Raw genomic sequence first — 15,896 nt, 5'->3', positions numbered from 1 at the left:
GCCTCCGGCAGCTCCCAACCGGACTTGTGCTCGCATCGACCAACCGGGTCGATGCGTTCGGCCGAAGGCCGAACCGCTTAGTCGCCCATCTTAAGCGCCTGGATAAACGCCTCCTGCGGAATATCCACCTTGCCGAACTGCCGCATCCGCTTCTTGCCTTCTTTCTGCTTGTCCAGCAGCTTGCGTTTGCGCGAGACGTCGCCGCCGTAGCATTTGGCGGTGACGTCCTTGCGCAGCGCCGAGATGGTTTCCCGCGCAATGACCTTGCCGCCGATGGCGGCCTGGATCGGAATCTTGAACAGATGGTTCGGGATCAGCTCCTTCAGCTTCTCGCACATCTGCCTTCCGCGCTTTTCCGCCGCCGTGCGGTGCACCAGCATGGAGAGCGCGTCGACCGGCTCCTCATTGACCAGGATCGACATTTTTACCAGGTCGCCCTCCTTGTAGTCGGTCAGGTGATAGTCGAAGGAGGCGTAGCCCTTGGAGATCGACTTCAGCCGGTCGTAGAAGTCGAAGACGACTTCGTTGAGCGGCAGATCGTAGATCAGCATGGCGCGCTTGCCGACATAGGAGAGGTCGGCCTGGATGCCGCGCCGGTCCTGGCAAAGTTTCAGGATGCCGCCGAGATAGTCGTCGGGCGTCAGGATGGTGGCGCGGATCCATGGCTCCTCGATCGCCGAGATCTTCACCACGTCGGGCATGTCGGCCGGGTTGTGCAATTCCTTCATCGAGCCGTCGGTCAGAGCCAGCCGGTAGACGACGCTCGGTGCCGTGGCGATCAGGTCGAGGTTGAACTCGCGCTCCAGCCGCTCCTGGATGATTTCCAGATGTAGGAGGCCAAGGAAGCCGCAGCGATAGCCGAAGCCGAGTGCGGCGCTGGTTTCCATTTCAAAGGAGAAGCTGGCGTCGTTGAGGCGCAGCTTGCCGACCGCGGCGCGCAGATCCTCGAAATCGGCGGCGTCGACCGGGAACAGGCCGCAGAACACTACCGGCTGCGCCGGTTTGAAGCCGGGCAGCGCCTTGGCCGTGGTGCGCTTGTCCTCTGTGATGGTGTCGCCGACGCGGGTGTCGGCCACCTCCTTGATCGAGCCGGTGAAGAAGCCGAATTCGCCGGGGCCGAGCTCGTCGACATTGATGCGGGCCGGCGTGAACACGCCGGTGCGCTCGACCAGGTGCTTGGCGCCGGTGCCCATCATGCGGATGGTCTGGCCCTTTTTCAGCACGCCGTCGATGACGCGCACCAGCACGATGACGCCGAGATAGGCGTCGTACCAGGAGTCGACCAGCATCGCCTTCAACGGGGCCGACGCGTCGCCTTCGCGCGGCGGCGGCAATTGGTGGACGATGGCCTCCAGCACGTCGGGAATGCCAAGGCCGGTCTTGGCCGAGATCAGAACGGCGTTGGAGGCGTCGATGCCGATCACCTCCTCGACCTGCTCGCGGATGCGCTCGGGCTCGGCGGCCGGCAGGTCGACCTTGTTCAGCACCACGACGATCTCGTGGTTGTTGTCGATGGCCTGGTAGACATTGGCCAGCGTCTGCGCCTCGACGCCCTGGGAGGCGTCTACCACCAGCAGCGAACCTTCGCAGGCGGCTAGCGAACGCGACACTTCATAGGCGAAGTCGACGTGTCCGGGCGTGTCGATCAGGTTGAGGATATAGTCCTCGCCATTGTTGGCGCGGTACTTCAGCCGCACCGTCTGCGCCTTGATGGTGATGCCGCGCTCGCGCTCGATGTCCATCGAGTCCAGCACCTGCTCCTTCATGTCGCGCAGCTCCAGCCCACCGGTCAGCTGGATCAGCCTGTCGGCAAGCGTGGATTTGCCATGGTCGATATGCGCGACGATGGAGAAATTGCGGATGTGGTCGAGGGGCGTGCTCATGGCGCGCGTTTAGCAGGGGTGGCTTGCCCGAGCAAGCGGCAGGCTGCCGCCGCACATGTGACCCGGCCCGTTGCCTGGCAAGCCGTACGGCCGCTGCCGGGAAGGCAGAGCAGGCGGCTGCCGAGGCAAGCGGTGCGGGCGCTTGTCGCCTTTTCCCCCGGATTCCTCGAAAAATAGATAAATTTTAACCACACGCGTTAGAGCATAATTTGTGATCGGCATGTTAGCGGAGGGAAATATCTGATGTAAGGACGAAGGCATGCGGGGGCTTGCAGGCAGTTTTATCGAGTCGCGGAGCGGCTCGTTCGCACCGATACTTGTTCTCGCCATGATACCGCTGATCACCGCGGTCGGCTTTTCCGTCGACTACACCTCCGCGGTCCAGACCAGGTCGACCGAGCAGGCGGCACTCGACGCCGCGATCCTGTCGATCACCACGATGGACACGGCCTCGACGAAACCGCAGCGTCAGTTGGTGCTGCAGGATACCTACAGAGAAAACGGCGGACAGGGCACCGCGACCTTGAACAGCTTCGACGTCAGCGCCAACGGCACCGCCACCGCGCAGGCCTCGGCGAGTTTCGCCATGAAGACCGTGTTCATGCAGATCGCCAGTATCCCCACGGTGGCGATCGGCGTCACGTCGGCGGTGAACAAGGCGCCAGCTTTGGTGGAGGCGACCTTCAAGGTCACCGGGGTGTCGGGCTACTGGAACAAGACAATGACGCTCTACGGCACGATGTTCGGTGCGAAGGAGGGCAAGCCTCTGATGACGATCGATTACAAATACGGCGGGGGCACGGATCCCAAAGGGTACGGCACCACCACCGTCAGCAAGATCGACAGTCTGGGCGTCGCCACGGTGGCCCAAACGCAGGTTTGCAAGGTCGGCAAAAAGGCGCCTGACGGGGTGACGCTGAACACCGACCAGTTTGGCACGAAATATTACTGCGTCGACACGATGGCTGCCGGCAACACCGCCGGTGCCTCAATCGACGTCAGCCAGATGGCTGGCCTCTATCTGCAGATGAACGTCCCATCTGGCAATCCGCAAAACCTCTATTCGAACGATCCGGCCACGTCCAACCGGCTCTATAGCTCGACAAGCAAGGACATCCCCCCGGCCGAAATGGCGACCGGCCAAATCGTCGATATCTTTGGCCTCGTTCCTTGTGGATCGACAGCCTACCAGGCCTGGGAAGACGGCGGCAACAAGGTCCCGGCGCCCGTCAGCAACGCCGACTTCTTCTACAACGTCACCGGCAAGTGCGACTTCAACAAGCGGCCCAACAACACGCGGCTGACGCAGTAGAAGCTGCTCTTCTTGCCTTCTCCCCTTGCGGGAGAAGGAAGAACGCTAGCGATCACAAACCGGTGAGCGCTGTAACGAAGGCGCCGACAGCGGCGAAGTGGGGATATCAGCGGTGCATTCAGGCGCCGCCGCCCACGGAGCAAGCCGATGTCCCGCAAGTTCGTCACAGTGTCCAGCCTCTCATCGCTTGCGCTGGCGGCATCGCTCGGTGCGGCCGCCGCCCAGCCGCTCAGCGTGGTCGAGCTGTTCACCAGCCAGGGCTGCTCGTCCTGCCCGCCGGCCAACGCCAATCTGATCAGGGTCAAGGACCAGCCCGGCGTGCTGGCGCTGTCGTTCAACGTCACCTACTGGGACTATCTCGGCTGGAAGGACATTTTCGGAAAACAGGAATTCACCCGGCGCCAGGTCAATTACGAGCCGGCGCTCGGTCATGACGGGCCGTTCACGCCGCAAGTGGTGGTCAACGGCCATGCCGATGTCGTCGGCGCCGCACCTGGCGAGATCGAAAAGCTGATCTCGGTGAGCGGCCGGACGAGCGGCCCGGCATTGTCGCTCGATGGCGGCAAGATCAGCATCGGCGCCGGCGCCGTACCTGGCGGCCACGCCGATGTCTGGCTGGTGCACTATGCCAAGGGCGTCGTCGAGGTGCCGGTGTCGCGCGGCGAAAACACCGGCCGCACCTTGCCGCACGCCAATGTCGTGCACGCGCTCGAAAAACTCGGCGGCTGGACCGGCGCGGCCACGACGTATCCGCTGCCCGCCGCATCCGGCGGCCTGAGCACCGCCGTGCTCGTGCAGTCGCCCGGTGGCGGACCGATCCTGGCCGCCGCGACAAACTAGATCACGCTTCAACAAGAGATTGCGCAACGCCGCATGGAGCGGCGCCGCATAGCACGGCCGCCAAGAGGGCGCGCCTTCACGACCAACCCAAGGAGATCATCATGACCATTTCCCGCCTGACGCTGCCGGCGCTCGCTCTCGCTTTGTGCTCGACGGCGCTGTTTGCCGGCGGCATCGCTCGCGCCGACGACGCGACCAACGCGATGAAGCCGGCTGCAGATGCCATGAAACCGGCCGCGGATGCGATGAAGCCTGCCGCGGATGCGATGAAGCCTGCCGCGGATGCGATGAAGCCGGCCGATCCGATGGAAACCAATTCCATGAAGCCGGCCGCCGACGCCATGAAGCCGGCGACGGATGCGATGAAACCGGCAACGGATGCGATGGCTCCGGCCAACTAGTTCTGCCGCGTCTCAGCCGTTCATTCACAAGGGCGGCCCTTGGCGCTGCCCATCACCTGCCTGCCGGCATCCTCTCCCCGTATAGTGACGGGGAGAGGGGCGCTCATCGACGGTTTCGCCAATCATCGGTGTTGCAGGTAGAAACGCCAGCGTCGCGGTCAGTCGCTCTCTCCCCGTTTTACGGGGAGAGATGTCCGGCAGGACAGTGAGGGGCAGCGCTGACGGTAAGATTCCGCATTCGGCGCACGCGAATGTGCGTCGCGCCGCACTATTTGATGCAATAGACTGATCCCTATGGAAGCCACGAGGAGTGCAACCATGACCAACATCAAGATTTCAAACCGTTCGCTCGGCTTTGTCAAAGGCGCCCTCGCCGCGCTTGCACTTGCCGCCGCTGGCGCCGCCTTCTGGCTGACACCGGCGGTTTCGGCCGAGGACGCGGTGAAGATCCCGCCGCCGGCAATCGACGAGAAGGCGGCCGCCGGCACTGAAAAGGCGATCTTCGCCGGCGGCTGCTTCTGGGGCGTGCAGGGCGTCTTCCAGCACGTCAAGGGCGTCACCAGGGCCGTCTCCGGCTACTCCGGCGGCGACAAGGACACCGCCGTCTACGAGACGGTCGGCTCAGGCCGCACCGGGCATGCCGAATCCGTCGAGATCACCTACGATCCATCGAAGGTGACCTATGGCCAGCTGCTGCAGGTCTATTTCTCGGTCGCCCACAACCCGACCCAGCTGAATTTCCAGGGTCCGGACTCCGGCACGCAATACCGCTCGACGATCTTCGCCGAAAACGATGCACAGAAGAAGATCGCGCAAAGCTACATCGCCCAGCTCGACCAGGCCAAGGTGTTCCCGGAGCCGATCGTCACTACGCTGGAAACCGGCAAGACCTTCTATCCGGCCGAGAATTACCATCAGGATTTTCTGACGCTGAACCCGACCTATCCCTACATCGTCTACAACGACCTGCCCAAGGTGGCGAATTTGAAGGCACTGTTCCCGGCGCTCTACAGCGACAAGCCGGTGCTGGTGCTGTCGGCGAGCAATTGAGTCGGCTTTATTGAGGAGGCGTCGGCGGGACAGCACCCCCCTCTGCCCGGCAGCCAGAGAGGGGTGCCTCGCGCCTGCATCGGCAGGTCAATCATACGTCAGATCCGTCGCCTTGCCGCCGAACACCCGGTAGGCATAGAACGAATAGAAGATGATGACCGGCAGCACGACCACGGTGCCGGCGAGGATGATGGCCAGGCTCTCCGGCGCGGAAGCCGCCTGCCAGATGGTCAGGCGATCGGGCACCACGAACGGGTAGAACGACCAGGCGAGACCGGCAAAGCCGAGCGCGAAGATGGCGGCCAGCGTCAGGAACGGCATCAGCGAATGGCGGTCGTCGGGCTTCGGCAGATGGAAGGTCTGCCGCCACAGCCACAGGAACAAAAGCGCCGACAGGATCGGCAGCGGCGACAGATAAAGCATTTCCGGCCAGACGAACCATTTGTCGAAGATGCGCGGGCTGGCGAAGGGCGTCGCCAGCGACACCGCCGCCATGCCGAGCGCGGTCAGCACCAGCGCGGTGCGCAGCCAGCGCACCGCTTTCTTCTGCAATTCGCCTTCGGTCTTGTAGATCACCCAGGCGGCGCCCATCGCCGCGTAGGCGGCGGCAAGGCAGAACGCCACCAGCACGCCGAACGCCGTGCCGCCGAGGCCGACATCGAGCCCGAGCACATAGACGCCCAGCATATAGCCCTGCGCCAGCGAGGCGATGAGCGAACCCAGGAAGAAAATACGGTTCCAGCGATGCTTGCGGCCAGCTGGCACCTTGGCGCGGAAATCGAAGGCGACGCCGCGCAGGATCAGCCCGAGCAAAAGCACGAAGACCGGAATGTAGAGCGCCGTCAGGATGACGCCATGCGCCAGCGGGAAGGCGACCAGCAGCAGGCCGACGGCCAGCACCAGCCAGGTTTCGTTGGCGTCCCAGAACGGGCCGATGGCGGCGATCATCGTGTCCAGTTCAGCATCCTCGGCTGCCGCGAACAGAATGCCGATGCCGAGATCGAAACCGTCGAGAATGACGTAGATCAGGATGGCGAGGCCCATCAGGCCGGCGAAGATCAGCGGAAGCGCGGTTGGCCAGTCGAAGGTCATCTTTTTCTCCTCACTCACCAGAGCCGGCTAATCGCGATGTGATCGGATGGGGCTCTATCGAGGCTTCAGATCGATTGCCGAAGTCGGCGCCGCCCCTCATCACCCTGCCGGGCACTTCTCCCCGTATAGGGACGGAGAGAAGGGGGCTGGCCGCAATCTCGGCGCTTTTCTTGCAACGCTGGTGATTGGCGAAACCGTCGATGCGAGCGCCCCTCTCCCCGTCCCTATAAGGGGAGAGGATGCCGGCAGGCAGGTGAGGGGCCGCGCCGGCGCCCGGCTGGAGTGCCATATCAAATCACTCCCCCGCAGCCGGCTGCGACATCGGCGCGTTGAGCACGCCGGGCAACGGCGAGTTGTCGCCGTCCTTCGCCGCCTTCAGCGCCAGGTGCACCAGCACGCCGAGATAGGCGATCAGCAACAGCACATAGAGAACGAGGTATATGGCGAGCGTCAGCGCGACATGGCTGCCGGCCACCGGGCCGACCGCGTCGGCGGTTTTCAGCACGCCCGTCACCAGCCAGGGCTGGCGGCCGATTTCGGTGGTGTACCAGCCGGCCAGCGTCGCCAGCCAGCCCGACAGCGCCATCGGCACCATCAGCATGGCCAGCGGCTTCGGCAGGCTGTGCCGGCGCTTGAGGAAGAAGGCCGCCGACCATGAGACGAGCAGCATCAATATGCCCGTGCCGACCATGATGCGGAAACCCCAGAACACCGGAAAGACCGGCGGATGGTTGCCGGGATAGTCGTTCAACCCCGGCACCACGCCGCTGGTCGAGTGCCGCAGCACCAGGCTGGCTCCATCGGGAATGGCGATCTCGAATTTGTTTTCCTTCGCCGCCTCGTCGGGCAGCGCGAAGAGCACCAGCGGCACGTTGGGGCCGGTGTTCCAGTTGGCCTCCATGGCGGCGATCTTCTGCGGCTGATGCTCCAGCGTGTTCAGCCCATGCTGGTCGCCGGCGAAGATCTGGATCGGGATCAGGATCGCCGCGGTGAAGACGCCGGTGCGCAGCGCCTTCCACATCGATTCCGAGCGGTCGCCGGTGAGATAGCGCAGCGCCGACAGGCCTGATATCAGGAACGACACCGTCAGCCCCGACGCCAGCAGCATGTGGGTCAGCCTGTAGGGCATCGACGGATTGAAGATGATTGCCCACCAGTCGACCGCATGCGCCACGCCGTCGCGCATCTCGAATCCGGCCGGCGTCTGCATCCAGGAATTGAGCGCGATGATCCAGAATGCCGAGACGGTGGTGCCGCCGGCGACCAGCACCGTCGCCAGCGTGTGGATGCGGTTGGAGACGCGGCGGAAGCCGAACAGCATGATGCCGAGAAAGGCCGCTTCGAGGAAGAAGGCGGTGAGGATTTCGTAGGCCAGCAGCGGCCCGGCGATGTTGCCGACCTTTTCCATGTAGCCCGGCCAGTTGGTGCCGAACTGGAAGCTCATGGTGACGCCCGAAACCACGCCCATGGCAAAGGACAGCGCGAACACCTTCACCCAGGTGAAATAGGCGCGCATCCAGGCGGAATCGTTGGTCGCGTTGTAACGCAACTTGAAGAACAGCAGCACCCAACCCAGCGCAATGGTGATCGTCGGAAATAGAATATGGAATGAAATATTCGCGCCGAACTGGATACGCGAAAGTATGAGCGGGTCCATGATGGGCTCCGGCTGCTGCAAATACTCGCGAAGGATAGGCCCGAAGCGAGTTCAGGTCAAAGCGGCGTCCTGCCGCGAGGCTGAACGCCACAGGACAATTTTGCCGGTTGCGTGCCGTGCAACTCCGGGCCTGTGCGCCGCACCTGCAACGGCCGGCCGGCACGATTGTCGAGAACTGTCAGCAGGGCATTGACTTGCGGTTGCAAGCACCGACATTCGGCCTATATCAGGGGACCTCTTTCAAGCAGCCGTTTTCATCCATGCCTTCCATCCTGTCCATTTCCGGGGTCTCCAAGACCTACGCCACCGGCTTCACCGCGCTCAAGGAAGTCAATCTCGACATTCAGCGCGGCGAGATCTTCGCGCTGCTTGGACCCAATGGCGCCGGCAAGACGACCCTGATCTCGATCGTCTGCGGCATCGTCAACCGTTCGTCGGGCACCGTCACCGTCGACGGCCACGACATCAACAAGGATTATCGCGCCGCGCGCGGTCTGATCGGGCTGGTGCCGCAGGAACTGACAATCGACGCCTTCGAGAGCGTCTGGGCGACGGTCAATTACAGCCGTGGCCTGTTCGGCAAGCCGGCCAACCCCGGCTTTGTCGAGAAGGTGCTGCGCGACCTGTCGCTGTGGGACAAGAAGGACGCCAAGGCGATCACCCTGTCGGGCGGCATGAAGCGCCGGCTGATGATCGCCAAGGCGCTGTCGCATGAGCCGCGCATCCTGTTCCTCGACGAGCCGACCGCCGGCGTCGACGTCGAGCTGCGCCAGGACATGTGGGCGATGGTGCGCCGGCTGCGCGAGGACGGCGTCACCATCATCCTCACCACGCACTATATCGAGGAAGCCGAGGCGATGGCCGACCGGGTCGGCGTCATCAACCGCGGCGAGATCATCCTGGTCGAGAACAAGGCCGAACTGATGCGCAAGCTCGGCCGCAAGCGGCTGGTGCTGGAACTGCGCAATCCGCTGACGGCCATTCCCGAGGCGCTCTCGCGCTATGCGCTGGAGTTGTCGCCCGATGGCGGGCAGCTGACCTACACCTATGACAATCAGGCCGAGCGGCCCGGCGTCGCCTCGTTGATGCGCGATCTCGAGGCCGGCGGCATCCAGTTCCGCGATATCGACACGCAAAACTCTTCGCTCGAGGAGATCTTCGTCAATCTGGTGAGGAGGGAGCCATGAACCTTCGCGCCGTATGGGCGATCTACCGCATGGAAATGGCGCGTGCTTTCCGCACCGTGCTGCAGAGCATCGTCTCGCCGGTCATCTCGACGTCGCTGTATTTCGTCGTCTTCGGCTCGGCCATCGGCTCGCGCATCACCGAGATCGACGGCATCAGTTACGGCGCCTTCATCGTGCCGGGTCTGATCATGCTGTCGCTGTTGACGCAGTCGATCTCCAACGCCTCCTTTGCCATCTACTTCCCGAAATTCGTCGGCTCGATCTACGAGCTTCTGTCGGCGCCGGTCTCCTATCTGGAGATCGTCATCGCCTATGTCGGCGGTGCCGCGACCAAGTCGATCCTTCTCGGCCTGATCATCCTGGCCACCGCCTCGCTGTTCGTGCCGCTGACCATCCTGCATCCGTTCTGGATGCTCGCCTTCCTGGTGCTGACGGCGGTGACCTTCAGCCTGTTCGGCTTCATCATCGGCATCTGGGCGAAGAGTTTCGAGCAGCTGCAGCTGGTGCCGCTGTTGATCATTACGCCGCTGACCTTCCTCGGCGGCAGCTTCTATTCGATCAACATGCTGCCCGAGGTCTGGCGCACGGTGACGCTGTTCAATCCGGTCGTCTATCTGATCAGCGGCTTCCGCTGGAGCTTCTACGGCAAATCCGATGTCTCGGTCGGTATCAGCCTCGGCATGACGATCGTCTTTCTGCTGATCTGCATAGCGATCGTCGCCTGGATATTCAGGACCGGCTACCGGCTCAGGAACTGAGCGGCGAAAGCGCCCTGAGCGCCGCTAGGTCTGTTGAGATTCAGGTCAGGCCGAGTCGAAAATGGTGGATTCCGAGAACCGGAGCGGAGCGTACTTTTTGTACGTGAGCTCAGTTCTACTGCGTGGCAGTAGAACTAGGGAAGCGCAGGAAGCCGCCATTTGCAGGCCGGCCTCACCTGAATATCGCCAGACCTAGATCGCCTTGATCAGCCGCAGCAGCCCCAGCATCTCGACATACGTTCCCTGGCGGAAGGCGATGTAGACCGGCTCCTCGACGCCGTGGAAGCGGCGCTTGAACGCCGCCTGGCCCTGCAGGTTGAACCTGCGGCGATTGACCCAGGGCGAAGAATAGGCGCGCTGGAAGGCATTGCGCCAGAAATCGCTTTCGGCAAATCCGCTCGGGCCCACATCGACGAGCGGCGACAGGCCGAGCGTGACCACCGAGATGCCCTCTTCGCGAAAACGGTCGACGGCGAACTTGGTCAGGCCGATCTCGGCATGCGGTGAGGCGTCGAGATGCTTGCGCTTGAAGGCGGTGGTGTAGCCGATGACCTTGCCGTCGGCGAACAACGGGTCGAAGTCGAGCAAAGCGACCAGTTCGCCATCGGGACCGTGCAGGACGAAACGGCGCATGTCGGTGCCGAGATGGTCGGCGAAATGGCGGTTAAGAAAACCCATCTCCCAGCGCTTGACGATGCGGTCGCCGCGCCAGTTTTCCGAAAGCCGGGCGATCTCGTCGAGGTAGATCGTGCGCTTGTCCTCTTCGAACGAAAAGCCTTTCTTCAGCAGCCAGCGCTCGGAGTAGCGCACGGTCTCGTTGCGCTTCCCGGAAAAATCATGCTCGGGCAGGGCGAGGCGGGTGTCGATGCCGAGGCGATTGACCTTGTAGCCAAGGCCGGCCAGCACGCGTGCGGTGTCCTCGCCGACCTGCACGAACCATGGGCTGCCGGCGGTCTCGACGAAACGGTTGATGTAATCGGCCCGACGCACCGGAGCCGCCACCGGGTCGCCGAGCGCGAAATGGTGCTTCATCTTGGTACCGAAGGCGATGTAGCCGTCGGCATCGCCGAAATAGGAAAGCTTGCCTTGCACGGCGGTCGAATAGGCGAGCGAGAAGTCGCCATAGCGGCGCACCAGTGCCAGGCGTTCGACATGGGTCAGCGCCTGACGCTCGACCTCGGGCGCGGCGGCCTCAAGGATCTTGTCGAAATAGAACCGCAAGGAGGGCATGGTCGAGATTCCGCGTGCCGCCTACAGCGCCGGCCGTCCAGGACGCGCCAAGGTGCTGTAACACTTTGATTCTGCGCATGACTCGAAAATCGGACTCGATTTCGGGCATGCGCGTGGGGGATAACCGAGACCCGCCAGCCACCCAAGGCCTCGAATCAATCACATTGCCGCGACCTGATTACCGTTGATATCGCGCATATGCCATATAGAGCGCAACCGCGGCCCGGCGTGTGGCGCTAAATCGCATCGCTCGAAATTCGGCCGCGGTTTGCTGCAGGGGATCCTGCGCGCGATCAAACGGTTACAGCGTCCTGCGAGCCTTACGGCGGGACGTCCAATGGGATTCGAGTGAATGACTGATACGACAATCAGATCGGTGGCGGATCTGCCGGCCACGGTCGAGCCGACAATCGTCGTCGGCGCCGGTGCTGCCGGGCTGGCCGCCGCGCATGCCTTGATGAACGCCGGCGTGCCGACGGCGATCCTGGAAAAGGAAAGCCGGCTGGCCGAGCCCTGGCACCGACGCCACCAGCAATTGCATCTCAACACCCATCGCGATCTTTCTTCGCTGCCTGGTCTCGCCTTTCCCCCTGGCACGCCTGCCTTTCCGCAAAGGATGGTCGTCATCCGCCACATGAACGATTTCCAGAAGGAGAACCGGCTGCCGGTGCAGTTTGGCGTCGCGGTCGAAGAGATCACCTTCAAAGGCGACCACTGGGCATTGCGCACCAGCACCGGACCGCGCTTCGCCCGCAATGTCGTCATCGCCACCGGCCGCGACAGGCAGCCGTTCACCCCCGAATGGAAAGGCATGAAGGATTTCGTCGGGCGCATCATCCATTCGGCGGATTTCGGTGACGCGCAAGCCTATGCGGGCCAAAAAGTGCTGGTCGTCGGCGCCGGCAATTCGGGCTTCGATGCGCTCAATCATCTGGCCGGCATAGACACGGCCGCCATCTGGCTGTCGGCCCGCAACGGTCCCGCCCTGCTGCCCAAGCGCATCTGCAAGATCGCCGTGCACCGGCTTTCGCCGATCATGGCGCGCTTGCCGTTGCGGCTCGCCGATGCGGTGATGGCGGCAACGCAGCGGCTGGTTTTCGGCGACCTGACCAAATTCGGCCTGCCGCCCGCGCCTGCGGGCGGCGCCAGCCGCCTGAGCTCGGATTACACCGCGATCGCGGCCGACGACGGCGCCGTCGGCGCCATCAAGGCCGGCAAGATCACCGTCGTGCCGGGCATACGGGAATTCACCCGCGATGGCGTGATCCTGGCCAATGGCAGCCTGATCTATCCCGACATCGTCATTGCCGCGACAGGCTACCGCACGGGGCTGGAGCCCATGGTCGGCAAGCTCGGCGTGCTCGACGCCAAGGGCGTTCCGCTCTTCAACGGTGGCGAAGCCGATCCAAAATTGCCCGGTCTGTGGTTCACCGGCATGCGGCCAAGCATTCGCGGCTGCTTCGCCAATGCCGGCATCCTGGCCAAGGCGATCGCCAAACGAATTGCAGGGTCGGCCTCGCACCAATCCAGCGCATCACGCTGATTTCGGTTCCAGCCGCCGGAAACCGACGGCTTCCATCAGCATGTCCTCTTCCACCATGCCGGCATTGTGCAAGGCGAGCAGGTTAAGCGCGATTTCCCGCGCGTCGGCGGAATCGGGATGTGCCTCGCGCCGCCGGCAGGCCTCGTCGAACACGCGCTGCAGCTTGGCGATATCGGCTGGCTTGAGCAAGCCACGGTCATAGACGGACTTCGACATGGCGATCTCCTGATAAAGACCTAGAGCGCCACGTTTAAATTGCCAATCTTTCCCGAGGCCTGACGGATTTCACGCAAAAAAGGGAGGGACTTCGGGTCGCCGAAGTCCCTCCCTTGAGATTGCAAACGAGTACCTGATATCAGACCGCGATCTTGCCGCCGCCCTGTTTGGTGATGGCGACGACCGACGGCCGCACCGGCATGTCGGGCTTGAAGTCGGGCCAGCGCGTCGACAGGTCCTCATAGTAGGACGGGCGCCCGAACGCTTCCCAGTCCTCTCCGCCGTCGCCCGGATGCTGGACGGCGACGAAGGCGGTCCGGTCGTCGGGCGCAAACAGCGGACCGCACATTTCGGCGCCGATCGGCACGCGGAAGAACAGTTTCGAGGTCGCCCGCGCCGCCCCCTCCGTGTCCACCGCCCATAAGCCATCGGTGCGGCCGGTGGCTTTCGGACCCTGGCCGTCGGTCGCGACCCAGAGACGCCCGGCCGAATCGACCGCGCAATTGTCGGGCATGCCGAACCAGCCATTGGCCGTCGTTGCCGTCGAGAAGGTGGCACCGACATCGGCAACCGAGGGATCGCCGCATTTCAGCAGCACTTCCCACTTGCCCTTGGCGGCCGTGAAATCACCGCCGTCCTCGGCGATCTCGATGATGTGGCCGAAGGCGTTTTCGGCGCGCGGGTTGGCGGCGTCGACCTGGTCGGCCTTGCGCTTCGAATTGTTGGTCAGCATGACATAGACCTTGCCGTTGACGCCATTGGGCTGAATGTCTTCCGGGCGGTCCATCTTGGTGGCGCCGAGCAGGTCGGCGGCGCGGCGCGTCTCGATCAGCACGTCGGCCTGGCCAGTGAAACCGTTTTCAGCCGTCAGCGGCCCCTGGCCGAACACGATCGGCAGCCATTCGACCGTGCCGTCTTCGGCGAACCTGGCGACATGCAGCGTGCCATCGTCGAGCAGGTCCTTGTTGGCGGCACGGTCGTTCGGATTGAACGCGGCCCTGGTCACGAACTTGTAGACATAGTCGAAGCGCTCGTCGTCACCGAGATAGAAGACGACGCGGCCGTCCTTGGCGACGATCGATTCGGCGCCCTCATGCTTGAAGCGGCCCATGGCGGTGCGCTTCCTCGGCGTCGAGGTCGGGTCGTTGACATCGACCTCGACGATCCAGCCGAAGCGGTTGGCTTCGTTGGGTTCCTTGGCGAGGTCGAAACGCTCGTAATGCGCCGCCCATTCATAGGCGCCTTCGGGAATGCCGAGACGCTTGTAGTTCGCGGCTTCCTTGTGGTCTTCCGGCAGCTCGCCGGAAAAATAGCCATGGATGTTCTCCTCGGCCATCACATAGGTGCCCCAGGGCGTGACGCCGCCGGCGCAATTGTTGACGGTGCCGAAAACCTTGGTGCCGGACGGATCGGCTTTGGTCTTGACGCGGTCATGGCCGGCGACGGGGCCGGACAGCGCCATTTCGGTGTTGGCGGTGATGCGGCGATTGAGCTTGCCGTCGCGCACCACCTGCCATTTGCCACCGTCCTTGCGGATCTCGACGATGGTGCCGCCATGGGCGGCCATCTCGACATCGACCTGCTCCTTCGAGAGGGGCGCGACTTCGGCCGACTTCTTGCCGTCCTTTTCGACGATCTTCACGATGCCCGGGAACATCAGATGCGGATTGGTGTATTCGTGGTTGACCACCAGCAGGCCATGTTCGGCTGAGCCGTCGATCGGGATGTAGCCGACATAGTCATTGTTGTAGCCGAACTGTTTCGCCTGGGCCTCGGCCGACTGTTTCGTCGGGTCGAAGTCGGGCGAATCGGCAAAAAGCGGATCGCCCCAGCGCAGCAGGACATCGGCATCGTAACCCGGCGCGACATGGTGCTTGTCGTCGATGCCGGCCTCGAGTTCGTCGAACGCGAAGACCGAGCCTTCCGCTGCCCGGGCCTCGTCGGCGCTGATCAGCGCCAGCGGGCTTACGGTGGCGGCGATGGCCGAGACGGCCAGCGAGCCCTTGAGGAAGCCGCGGCGCGAGAACCGCGCGGCGATGATCTCGCCCATGGTGCGGTTGTCGGAGGCATTGATGGCCGGGCCGTCGTTTTCCTCGAGCAGGCTGGTGCGGAATCCGGTGTCGGGAGAGCGAAGGTCAGTCATAATGGCTTGCCTCTGGCTGTTGGGTGGCTGGAGCGTGGGGTACCTGTTTGACCCCCCTTATAATCGCCGGGTCACATTTTCGTGACATTGGGGGACCTTTCAGACGCGACTGCATTACGCGCAGCGCTGGCTCAGCCTTCCCGAAGGCCGTGAACTGCTCCGGAATCGACTTTTCGAGATGAAGGAGACCTTCGGCGGCATGTTTCGCCGCGCCTCCTGCGACGGCGCATGGCGTCAGCCGCTGCAAACCGATCAACGCACAAAGCCGGCTCGACAAAGTCACCTCCGCCGCCCCCGGCGGAGGTGACTTGATGTTCGGCGTCTGCCGTCGTCAGGCGTAGGGAAAGCGAGTCTCCCATTTAACGATGGCGGTCGCGGCGCCGTTCATGCAAAGCTAATGTAGCATACGCTTGGGACTTTAGTCCAATCTTGCGCTTGCAAAGGTCCTAGTTGACAACCGCAACGGTCGGAGGTCGCTTCCGGGCGCCGCGTCTTTCGGCAATGTTGTTGCACTGCAACGTTGGGGTGGGGCGCGCCGGGCTCAGTCGTCGGAGATCAAAATGCACAGATCGGTCACGACCCGT

13 protein-coding genes are annotated in these 15,896 nt (G+C 63.3%); 7 read left to right on the top strand and 6 right to left on the bottom strand.

Annotation, left to right across the window (positions count from 1 at the left end; genetic code table 11):
- Positions 1 to 77: 77 nt before the first annotated feature.
- Positions 78 to 1,883, bottom strand: a complete 1,806-nt coding sequence (lepA, locus tag AC0L2U_RS15600; protein WP_128289831.1) for a translation elongation factor 4 — start codon at positions 1,881 to 1,883, stop codon at positions 78 to 80.
- A gap of 259 nt (positions 1,884 to 2,142) precedes the next feature.
- Here lepA and AC0L2U_RS15595 point away from each other — a divergent pair, with 259 nt between their 5' ends.
- The 4 genes from AC0L2U_RS15595 (at position 2,143) to msrA (ending at position 5,486) form a co-directional block, all read left to right on the top strand.
- Positions 2,143 to 3,195: a TadE/TadG family type IV pilus assembly protein gene (locus AC0L2U_RS15595; RefSeq protein ID WP_128289830.1), complete on the top strand. Its 1,053-nt coding sequence runs from the start codon at positions 2,143 to 2,145 to the stop codon at positions 3,193 to 3,195.
- A gap of 147 nt (positions 3,196 to 3,342) precedes the next feature.
- Positions 3,343 to 4,035 (top strand): DUF1223 domain-containing protein, encoded by a 693-nt coding sequence (locus AC0L2U_RS15590; RefSeq protein ID WP_127398808.1) that lies wholly within the window; start codon positions 3,343 to 3,345, stop codon positions 4,033 to 4,035.
- Between the two features lie 101 nt (positions 4,036 to 4,136).
- Positions 4,137 to 4,436: a hypothetical protein gene (locus AC0L2U_RS15585; protein ID WP_473602152.1), complete on the top strand. Its 300-nt coding sequence runs from the start codon at positions 4,137 to 4,139 to the stop codon at positions 4,434 to 4,436.
- 318 nt (positions 4,437 to 4,754) lie between these two features.
- Positions 4,755 to 5,486: a peptide-methionine (S)-S-oxide reductase MsrA gene (gene msrA, locus AC0L2U_RS15580; RefSeq protein ID WP_127268581.1), complete on the top strand. Its 732-nt coding sequence runs from the start codon at positions 4,755 to 4,757 to the stop codon at positions 5,484 to 5,486.
- An 87-nt stretch (positions 5,487 to 5,573) separates the two neighbouring features.
- Here msrA and AC0L2U_RS15575 read toward each other — a convergent pair whose 3' ends face one another.
- Positions 5,574 to 6,578, bottom strand: coding sequence for a cytochrome d ubiquinol oxidase subunit II (locus AC0L2U_RS15575; RefSeq protein ID WP_127397543.1), 1,005 nt, complete (start codon positions 6,576 to 6,578; stop codon positions 5,574 to 5,576).
- 295 nt (positions 6,579 to 6,873) lie between these two features.
- Complete coding sequence (locus AC0L2U_RS15570; RefSeq protein ID WP_127808524.1) at positions 6,874 to 8,235, bottom strand: cytochrome ubiquinol oxidase subunit I; 1,362 nt, start codon at positions 8,233 to 8,235, stop codon at positions 6,874 to 6,876.
- 260 nt (positions 8,236 to 8,495) lie between these two features.
- Here AC0L2U_RS15570 and AC0L2U_RS15565 point away from each other — a divergent pair, with 260 nt between their 5' ends.
- Positions 8,496 to 9,422 carry an ABC transporter ATP-binding protein gene (locus tag AC0L2U_RS15565; protein WP_127268578.1) on the top strand — a complete coding sequence of 309 codons (927 nt, stop codon included), beginning with the start codon at positions 8,496 to 8,498 and terminating at the stop codon, positions 9,420 to 9,422.
- Positions 9,419 to 10,180 carry an ABC transporter permease gene (locus tag AC0L2U_RS15560; RefSeq protein ID WP_292337343.1) on the top strand — a complete coding sequence of 254 codons (762 nt, stop codon included), beginning with the start codon at positions 9,419 to 9,421 and terminating at the stop codon, positions 10,178 to 10,180. Before AC0L2U_RS15565 ends, AC0L2U_RS15560 begins: the two co-directional genes overlap by 4 nt.
- Before the next feature lie 192 nt (positions 10,181 to 10,372).
- Here AC0L2U_RS15560 and AC0L2U_RS15555 read toward each other — a convergent pair whose 3' ends face one another.
- A complete protein-coding gene (locus AC0L2U_RS15555; protein ID WP_473602151.1) occupies positions 10,373 to 11,410 on the bottom strand; it encodes a phosphatidylglycerol lysyltransferase domain-containing protein in 1,038 nt (345 codons plus the stop codon).
- A gap of 352 nt (positions 11,411 to 11,762) precedes the next feature.
- On the opposite strand from AC0L2U_RS15555, the gene AC0L2U_RS15550 reads away from it, so the two are divergent.
- Positions 11,763 to 12,953 carry a flavin-containing monooxygenase gene (locus tag AC0L2U_RS15550; protein WP_473602150.1) on the top strand — a complete coding sequence of 397 codons (1,191 nt, stop codon included), beginning with the start codon at positions 11,763 to 11,765 and terminating at the stop codon, positions 12,951 to 12,953.
- Here the strand turns inward: AC0L2U_RS15550 and AC0L2U_RS15545 are convergent.
- Positions 12,945 to 13,169 (bottom strand): hypothetical protein, encoded by a 225-nt coding sequence (locus AC0L2U_RS15545; protein ID WP_013528677.1) that lies wholly within the window; start codon positions 13,167 to 13,169, stop codon positions 12,945 to 12,947. The genes AC0L2U_RS15550 and AC0L2U_RS15545 overlap by 9 nt on opposite strands.
- 139 nt (positions 13,170 to 13,308) lie before the next feature.
- The gene (locus AC0L2U_RS15540) at positions 13,309 to 15,312 is read right to left on the bottom strand and encodes a PhoX family protein (RefSeq protein ID WP_473602149.1); all 2,004 of its coding nucleotides are present in this window, start codon (positions 15,310 to 15,312) and stop codon (positions 13,309 to 13,311) included.
- Between the last annotated feature and the right edge of the window lie 584 nt (positions 15,313 to 15,896).

This window comes from Mesorhizobium sp. WSM4808, assembly GCF_055811675.1.
Note: the sequence above shows the minus strand (reverse complement) of the source record. Positions and strands in the feature narration are given on the sequence as shown.

Excerpts from the sequence above, each read along its gene's own strand:
- msrA (WP_127268581.1), top strand. The coding sequence starts at position 4,755 with ATGACCAACATCAAGATTTCAAACCGTTCGCTCGGCTTTGTCAAAGGC.
- AC0L2U_RS15575 (WP_127397543.1), bottom strand. The coding sequence starts at position 6,578 with ATGACCTTCGACTGGCCAACCGCGCTTCCGCTGATCTTCGCCGGCCTG.
- lepA (WP_128289831.1), bottom strand. The coding sequence starts at position 1,883 with ATGAGCACGCCCCTCGACCACATCCGCAATTTCTCCATCGTCGCGCAT.
- AC0L2U_RS15595 (WP_128289830.1), top strand. The coding sequence starts at position 2,143 with ATGCGGGGGCTTGCAGGCAGTTTTATCGAGTCGCGGAGCGGCTCGTTC.
- AC0L2U_RS15565 (WP_127268578.1), top strand. The coding sequence starts at position 8,496 with ATGCCTTCCATCCTGTCCATTTCCGGGGTCTCCAAGACCTACGCCACC.
- AC0L2U_RS15545 (WP_013528677.1), bottom strand. The coding sequence starts at position 13,169 with ATGTCGAAGTCCGTCTATGACCGTGGCTTGCTCAAGCCAGCCGATATC.
- AC0L2U_RS15590 (WP_127398808.1), top strand. The coding sequence starts at position 3,343 with ATGTCCCGCAAGTTCGTCACAGTGTCCAGCCTCTCATCGCTTGCGCTG.
- AC0L2U_RS15570 (WP_127808524.1), bottom strand. The coding sequence starts at position 8,235 with ATGGACCCGCTCATACTTTCGCGTATCCAGTTCGGCGCGAATATTTCA.
- AC0L2U_RS15585 (WP_473602152.1), top strand. The coding sequence starts at position 4,137 with ATGACCATTTCCCGCCTGACGCTGCCGGCGCTCGCTCTCGCTTTGTGC.
- AC0L2U_RS15555 (WP_473602151.1), bottom strand. The coding sequence starts at position 11,410 with ATGCCCTCCTTGCGGTTCTATTTCGACAAGATCCTTGAGGCCGCCGCG.
- AC0L2U_RS15540 (WP_473602149.1), bottom strand. The coding sequence starts at position 15,312 with ATGACTGACCTTCGCTCTCCCGACACCGGATTCCGCACCAGCCTGCTC.
- AC0L2U_RS15560 (WP_292337343.1), top strand. The coding sequence starts at position 9,419 with ATGAACCTTCGCGCCGTATGGGCGATCTACCGCATGGAAATGGCGCGT.
- AC0L2U_RS15550 (WP_473602150.1), top strand. The coding sequence starts at position 11,763 with ATGACTGATACGACAATCAGATCGGTGGCGGATCTGCCGGCCACGGTC.